The 6,102-nt window shown below is 71.9% G+C and carries 6 protein-coding genes; all 6 read left to right on the forward strand.

The genetic code is table 11. From position 1 onward, the window contains the following. The 6 genes from ABIC63_RS09800 to ABIC63_RS09825 are packed head-to-tail and all read left to right on the forward strand — an operon-like array spanning position 1 to position 5,980. On the forward strand, positions 1 to 897 hold the full coding sequence (locus ABIC63_RS09800; RefSeq protein ID WP_354319595.1) for an ABC transporter permease: 897 nt from the start codon (positions 1 to 3) through the stop codon (positions 895 to 897). Then, the gene (locus tag ABIC63_RS09805; protein ID WP_354319596.1) at positions 894 to 1,928 is read left to right on the forward strand and encodes an ABC transporter ATP-binding protein; all 1,035 of its coding nucleotides are present in this window, start codon (positions 894 to 896) and stop codon (positions 1,926 to 1,928) included. Before ABIC63_RS09800 ends, ABIC63_RS09805 begins: the two co-directional genes overlap by 4 nt. Before the next feature lie 13 nt (positions 1,929 to 1,941). Then, complete coding sequence (locus tag ABIC63_RS09810) at positions 1,942 to 2,958, forward strand: ABC transporter ATP-binding protein (protein WP_354319597.1); 1,017 nt, start codon at positions 1,942 to 1,944, stop codon at positions 2,956 to 2,958. A gap of 16 nt (positions 2,959 to 2,974) precedes the next feature. After that, positions 2,975 to 4,156, forward strand: a complete 1,182-nt coding sequence (locus ABIC63_RS09815; protein ID WP_354319598.1) for an amidase — start codon at positions 2,975 to 2,977, stop codon at positions 4,154 to 4,156. A gap of 19 nt (positions 4,157 to 4,175) precedes the next feature. After that, positions 4,176 to 5,447, forward strand: a complete 1,272-nt coding sequence (locus tag ABIC63_RS09820) for a Zn-dependent hydrolase (protein WP_354319599.1) — start codon at positions 4,176 to 4,178, stop codon at positions 5,445 to 5,447. Further along, on the forward strand, positions 5,444 to 5,980 hold the full coding sequence (locus tag ABIC63_RS09825; protein ID WP_294373576.1) for an ureidoglycolate lyase: 537 nt from the start codon (positions 5,444 to 5,446) through the stop codon (positions 5,978 to 5,980). Before ABIC63_RS09820 ends, ABIC63_RS09825 begins: the two co-directional genes overlap by 4 nt. Positions 5,981 to 6,102 lie beyond the last annotated feature (122 nt).

Here is a 6,102-nt window from a genome sequence, read left to right on the forward strand (position 1 = left end):
ATGTCCGCCGTTCTCGCTTCCTCGCCCGCCGACGTCCAGCCGCTGCCGGCGCAGCGCACGCGTGGCTACTGGGCCTCGGTGGGGGCACGCTTCGTGCGCGACCCGGTGGCCATGGTCGCCGCCGTGGTGGTGCTGCTGCTGGTGCTGATGGCCATCTTCGGTCCCTGGCTGGCGCCGGCCGATCCCTACCAGTCCTCGATGTTCAAGCGCCTCAAGCCGGTGGGCACGCCCGGCCTGCCGCTGGGCAGCGACGAACTGGGCCGCGACCTGCTGTCGCGCCTGGTCGTGGGCGCGCGGCTGTCGCTGTTCATGGGCATCGCGCCGGTGCTGTGCGCCTTCGTGGTCGGCTCGGGCATCGGCATCCTCGCCGGCTATGCGGGCGGTCTGGTCAACACGGCCATCATGCGCACCATCGACGTCTTCTATGCCTTTCCGTCGGTGCTGCTGGCCATCGCGCTGTCGGGCACGCTGGGCGCAGGCATCACCAACTCGCTGATCTCGCTGACCATCGTGTTCATCCCGCAGATCGCGCGGGTGGCCGAGTCGGTGACCACGCAGGTGCGCGGGCGCGACTACGTGGAGGCGGCGCGCGCCTCGGGCGCAGGCGGCTTCACCATCGTGCGGGTGCATGTGCTGGGCAATGTGCTCGGGCCCATCTTCGTGTACGCCACGAGCCTGGTGGCGGTGTCGATGATCCTGGCCTCGGGCCTCTCCTTCCTGGGCCTGGGCGTGAAGCCGCCGGAGCCCGAATGGGGCCTGATGCTCAACACGCTGCGCACCGCCATCTACACGCAGCCGCTGGTGGCGGCGTTGCCGGGCGTGATGATCTTCATCACCTCCATCGCGTTCAACCTCCTTTCCGATGGCTTGCGCTCCGCCATGGACAACAAGGCATGACGATGCACGACGACGACGTGGGCGGCCCGGCGCAGCCGCTGCTCACCATCCGCGGGCTGCAGAAGCACTTCCCGCTCAAGAAGGACCTGCTGGGCCGCGCGGGCGGCGTGGTGCGGGCGGTGGACGGCGTGGACTTCGAGGTCTTCAAGGGCGAGACGCTGGGCGTGGTCGGCGAGTCGGGCTGCGGCAAGAGCACCACGGCCCGGCTGCTGATGCACCTGATCGCACCGACCGCCGGCGAGGTGGTGTTCGACGGCCGCGTGGTCGGCACGCGCGACCTACCGCTGAAGGACTTCCGGCGCCAGGTGCAGATGGTGTTCCAGGACAGCTATGCCTCGCTCAACCCACGGCTGACCATCGAGGACTCGATCGCCTTCGGCCCGCAGGTGCACGGTGTGCGCCGGCGCGAGGCGGTGGAGCGCGCCCGCGACCTTCTGGCCCGCGTGGGGCTGGAGCCCTCGCGCTTTGCCGAGCGCTGGCCGCACGAGCTCTCCGGCGGGCAACGCCAGCGGGTCAACATCGCCCGCGCGCTGGCGCTGCAGCCGCGGCTGGTGATCCTGGACGAGGCCGTCTCGGCGCTGGACAAGTCGGTGGAGGCGCAGGTCATCAACCTGCTGCAGCAGCTCAAGGCCGAGTTCGGCCTGACCTATGTCTTCATCAGCCACGACCTGCACGTGGTGCGCTACATGAGCGACCGCGTGATGGTGATGTACCTGGGCCAGGTGGCCGAGGTCGGCCCGGCGGATGCGCTCTACGACGAGCCGGCGCACCCGTACACGCAGGCGCTGCTGTCCTCCATGCCCTCTATGGACCCGGACCGCCGCACCGAAGAGGCGCCACTGGCCGGCGACCCGCCCAATCCCATCGACCCACCCTCGGGCTGCCGCTTCCATCCGCGCTGCGCCCATGCCGCGCCCGTGTGCAGCCAGCGTGCGCCGGTACTGCTGCCGGTCGCGCCGCTGCGCGTGGCGCGCTGCCTGGTGCACGAGGCCGGCAGCGGCCATCCGCAGGCGCCCGCTTTGGCCGCATGACCCCATGACATCCATGAACGACTTGCCCGATGCCCAGGCGCCGCTCGTGCGCGTGCACGACCTGACCGTCGCCTTCACTGGCGGCCGCAAGCCGGTGCAGGCCGTCAGCGGCGTGAGCCTGGAGGTGCGCCGCGGCGAGGTGGTGGCGCTGATCGGCGAATCGGGCTCGGGCAAGAGCGTCACGCTGCGCACTCTGCTGCGCCTGCATCCCGAGCGGCGCACCCACATCGGCGGCCAGGTGCAGGTGGCGGGGCGCGACGTGCTGGCCATGTCGGGCCGCGAACTGTCGGCCTACCGCGGCAAGGTGGCGTCGATGATCTTCCAGGAGCCGCTGCTGGCGCTGGACCCGGTCTACCCCGTCGGCGCCCAGATCGTCGAATCGCTGCGCCGGCACGAGGGCCTGGACAAGGCCGCCGCCCATGCGCGTGCGCTGGCCCTGTTCGAGCGCGTGCGCATTCCCAGCCCGAAGCGCCGTCTCGCGGCCTATCCGCACGAGATGTCCGGCGGCATGCGCCAGCGCGCCATGATCGCGCTGGCCCTGGCCTGCAACCCGCAACTGCTGCTGGCCGACGAGCCCACCACCGCGCTCGACGCCACGGTGCAGATCCAGATCCTGCTGCTGCTGCGCGAGCTGCAGCGCGACCTGGGGCTGGCAACGATCTTCGTCACGCACGACATCGGCGCCGCCGTCGAGGTGGCCGACCGCATCGCCGTGATGTATGCCGGCCGCATCGTGGAGGAAGGCTCGGCGCGCGAGCTGATCCACCGGCCGCGCCATCCCTACACGATCGCCCTGCTGCGCAGCCGCGCGCACGGCGCCATGGACCGCGGCGTGCCGCTGGGCACCATTGCCGGCGCACCGCCGGACCTGGCCGCACTGCCGCCGGGCTGCGCCTTCGCGCCGCGCTGCACACTGGCCACCGAGGCCTGCCTGGACGGCCAGCCGCGTGTCGTCCAGTTCGACCCGGGCCACCGCGCCCGCTGCAACCGCACCGACGAGACGGCCGGCCTGGCGCCCGCCCTCGCCTGACTGCTTCAGGAAACCCATGCCTCTGCACGACCCCGACCACGCTTTCGTCCCCTATCCCGACACGCCGGTGCCGCATGCCGCCACCGGGCCGCTGGCGGGCCTGACCTTCGGGGTGAAGGACCTGTTCGACGTCGCGGGCTACCCCACCGGCGGCGGCAGCCCCATCGTGCTGGCGATGTCGGGCATCAAAAGCCATACCGCGCCCACCGTGCAGAAGCTGCTTGACGCCGGCGCTGCCTTCGCGGGCAAGACGGTGACCGACGAGCTCGCCTTCTCGATGAACGGCGACAACGCGCACTTCGGCGCGCCGGTCAACGGCGCGGTGCCGGGGCGCATCAGCGGCGGCTCGTCATCGGGCTCGGCCTCGGCGGTGTCCAACAGCCTGTGCGACTTCGCGCTGGGCACCGACACCGGCGGCTCGGTGCGCGCCCCGGCCAACCACTGCGGCCTGGTCGGCCTTCGCCCCACCCACGGCCGCGTCAGCCTGGAAGGCGCGCTGGACCTCGCGCCCAGCCTGGACACCTGCGGCTGGTTCGCCCGCGACATCGGCACCTTCGCCCGCGTGGCCGATGTGCTGCTCGATGCCGACCCGGCGCCGCTGCCCGCCGCGCCCCGCCTGCTGCGGCCCACCGACGTCTGGGCGCTGGCCACGCCCGAGGCCGCCGAAGTGCTGCAGCCCGCACTGGCGCAGGTGGAGGCCGCCTTGGGCACGGCCACTCCCGTCGAAGCCGCGCTGGAGAGCTTCGACGCCATGTACTGGCACTTCCGCCACATCCAGGGCCGCGAGGCCTGGATGACCGACGGCCCGCTGATCGAGCGCTTCGCGCCGCCGCTGGGGCCGGGCGTGAAGGAGCGCTTCGCCTTCTCGCGCGGCGTGACCGATGCGCAGGTGGCCGAGGCGCAGGCCTTTCGCACCCGCTTCCGTGCCCACCTGGCCGCGCTGCTGGGCCACGACGGCGTGCTGGTGATGCCCACCATGCCCGACATCGCGCCGCTGCGCAGCGACCCCGAATCGGCGCTGGAGGACTACCGCAACCGGTCCATCCGCCTGCTGTGCCTGGCAGGACTCGCGGGCTTTCCGCAGCTGTCGCTGCCGCTCGCGCGCCGCGACGATGCGCCGCTGGGCCTGTCGCTGCTGGGCCCTGCCGGCAGCGACCGCAGCCTCATCGCGCTGGCCGAACGGCTGGTGGCCCACTGAACCGATACCCCGCACGACCATGACCACCGCCACCCCCAACCGCCCGCTCGCCATCGACGGCGAGCGCCTCTGGCAATCGCTGATGACGCTGGCGCGCATCGGCGCCACCGACAAGGGCGGCGTCTGCCGCCTGGCCCTCACCGACCTGGACCGCCAGGGCCGCCAGCTCTTCCTGCGCTGGGCGCAGGAGCTGGGCTGCAGCGTACGCGTCGATGCCATCGGCAACCTCTTCGTGCGCCGCGAGGGCAGCGATCCCACGCGCCCCGCCGTGGCCACCGGCAGCCACATCGACACCCAGCCCACGGGCGGCAAGTTCGACGGCAACTACGGCGTGCTGGCGGGCCTGGAGGTGCTGCGCACGCTCGATGACGCGGGCATCCGCACCGTCGCGCCGCTGGAGGTCTGCGTGTGGACCAACGAGGAAGGCTCGCGCTTCGTGCCGGTGATGATGGGCTCGGGCGTGTACGCCGATGCCTTCACGCTCGACCATGCGCTGGCCGCGCGGGACCGTGAGGGCATCTCGGTGGCAGAAGCCCTGGCGGCCTCGGGTTTCGCCGGCAGCGAGCCCGCCGCGGTGAGCGCTGGCGCGCCGCGCTTCGGTGCCTACTTCGAGGCGCACATCGAGCAGGGCCCAGTGCTCGAAGATGCGGACCTGCCGCTCGGCGTGGTCACCGGCGCGCTGGGCCAGCGCTGGTACGACGTGATCGTGACCGGCCAGGAGGCGCATGCCGGTCCCACGCCCATGCGGCTGCGCCGCGACGCGCTGCAGGCCGCTACCGGCCTGATGCAGGAGGTGGTCGCCATCGCCATGGACGAGCAGCCGCACGGCCGCGGCACTGTCGGCTATGTGCAGGTGCATCCCAACTCGCGCAACGTCATCCCGGGCCGCGTGACCTTCACCGTGGACCTGCGCCATGGCGACGACGAGGGCCTCGCCCGCATGGACGCGCGCCTGCGCGCCGCCTGCGCCGCGCTGCAGGCCGAAGGCCGCGTGAGCGTGTCGGTGGAGCAGACGGTGTACTTCCCGCCCGTGCAGTTCACGCCCCAACTGGTGGCCGCCGTGCGCGAGGGCGCCGAACGCGCCGGCCTGCCGCACCAGGACATCGTCAGCGGCGCCGGGCACGACGCGGTCTACGTCGCGCGGGTCGCGCCGGCCGCGATGATCTTCGTGCCCTGCAAGGACGGCATCTCGCACAACGAGATCGAGGATGCAAACCCCGAGCACCTGGCCGCCGGCTGCAACGTGCTGCTGCATGCCATGCTGGCCCAGGCGGGTGTCGCCACAGGGTGAAGCCGCTTTCGCCCTCGGCCTCGTCTGCGCAGGGCGCCCCCCTGCGGCCACGGCCGCTCAGCGCCGAGGACTTCGCGCCCTATGGCACGGTGATCGAAGCGCCAGCGCAGGGCCACGGCCGTCTCATCAACAACGGGACCACCGAGCGCTTCGACGTGGTGGACGATCTGCAACTGGGCGCCGCCGGCGGACGCGCGACGCTGGCGCTCTTCCGGGCCCAGGCCCGGGGCTTTCCGCACAGCGTGACCGAGATGGAGCGCCACGGCCTCGGCAGCCAGACCTTCATCCCCCTGGGCGTGCTGCGCTTCATCGTGGTGGTGGCGCGTGCAGGCGACGCACCGGGGCCCGCCGACCTCGCCGCATTCCTCACCGATGGGCGCCAGGGCGTGACGCTGGCGCCGGGCACCTGGCACCACGCCCTGCTGGCCGTGGATGCCGGCGACTTCGCCGTCATCGAGCGCGCCGCGGCGCAGGTGGATTGCGAGGTGCATATGCTGGCCACCCCCGCGCTGCTGCATCAGCAGCCCGCCTGAGCCACGACCCCAGACCGGGTGCCAGAGCCCCTTGTATCTTCGAATCTGAGATGACGAAGACCAAAGGTTTGGGAAGTTGTCCACAGCCCGTTGCCCCTTGGGGAGCGAATCCCGTGGGAGAG

This window comes from Pseudacidovorax sp. 1753 (assembly GCF_040544975.1).
Lineage (GTDB): Bacteria > Pseudomonadota > Gammaproteobacteria > Burkholderiales > Burkholderiaceae_C > Xenophilus.

Bases quoted from the DNA above. Each gene is read 5' to 3' on its own strand.
- ABIC63_RS09800 (WP_354319595.1), top strand. From the start codon at position 1: ATGTCCGCCGTTCTCGCTTCCTCGCCCGCCGACGTCCAGCCGCTGCCG.
- ABIC63_RS09805 (WP_354319596.1), top strand. From the start codon at position 894: ATGACGATGCACGACGACGACGTGGGCGGCCCGGCGCAGCCGCTGCTC.
- ABIC63_RS09810 (WP_354319597.1), top strand. From the start codon at position 1,942: ATGAACGACTTGCCCGATGCCCAGGCGCCGCTCGTGCGCGTGCACGAC.
- ABIC63_RS09815 (WP_354319598.1), top strand. From the start codon at position 2,975: ATGCCTCTGCACGACCCCGACCACGCTTTCGTCCCCTATCCCGACACG.
- ABIC63_RS09820 (WP_354319599.1), top strand. From the start codon at position 4,176: ATGACCACCGCCACCCCCAACCGCCCGCTCGCCATCGACGGCGAGCGC.